The sequence below is a fragment of the Ochrobactrum sp. SFR4 genome (genome assembly GCF_019730395.1).
GTDB lineage: Bacteria > Pseudomonadota > Alphaproteobacteria > Rhizobiales > Rhizobiaceae > Pseudochrobactrum.
This window is the reverse complement of record NZ_JAAPBB010000362.1, coordinates 1-360: the sequence shown is the minus strand read 5'-3', so window position 1 is coordinate 360 and position 360 is coordinate 1. Positions and strand designations below refer to the sequence as shown.

Below are 360 nucleotides of genomic sequence, written 5' to 3'. Positions count from 1 at the left end.
GGCAGGCAAATCGTATAACGATTTCATACAGGATATGTCGAAAGCCGTGACGGAAACGGCGGACACATTCACGACAACTGCGGCGCAGCTTGCACAAGCCACAAGCAAGCGTGAACCGCTTCCCGCCTATCGCGATCTTCGAAAGGATCTCAACGACTGGCGCAAAAACATGCGGCCATTCTGAAGCAGTATATCGGCGACGAAAAATTGCAAAAGGCAGGCCAAGACATTGCCACGGCCGATGACTCGCTTCAGCTCACGCCGGTTGGCGATTCACAAAGTCAGGCTCTGGCGGGCAATCTGAAAAATGGCGGATGGCTTCAGGCGGGCTTTTATTATCAGCTCATCGCGCGCCTCTCG

The 360-nt window shown here is 54.2% G+C and carries 1 protein-coding gene; it reads left to right on the top strand.

Going from position 1 to position 360, the window contains the following annotated elements:
• The coding region (locus HBA93_RS19375; RefSeq protein WP_221724379.1) for a hypothetical protein at nt 1-184 on the top strand (184 nt) is incomplete at its 5' end.
• Nucleotides 185-360: the final 176 nt, after the last annotated feature.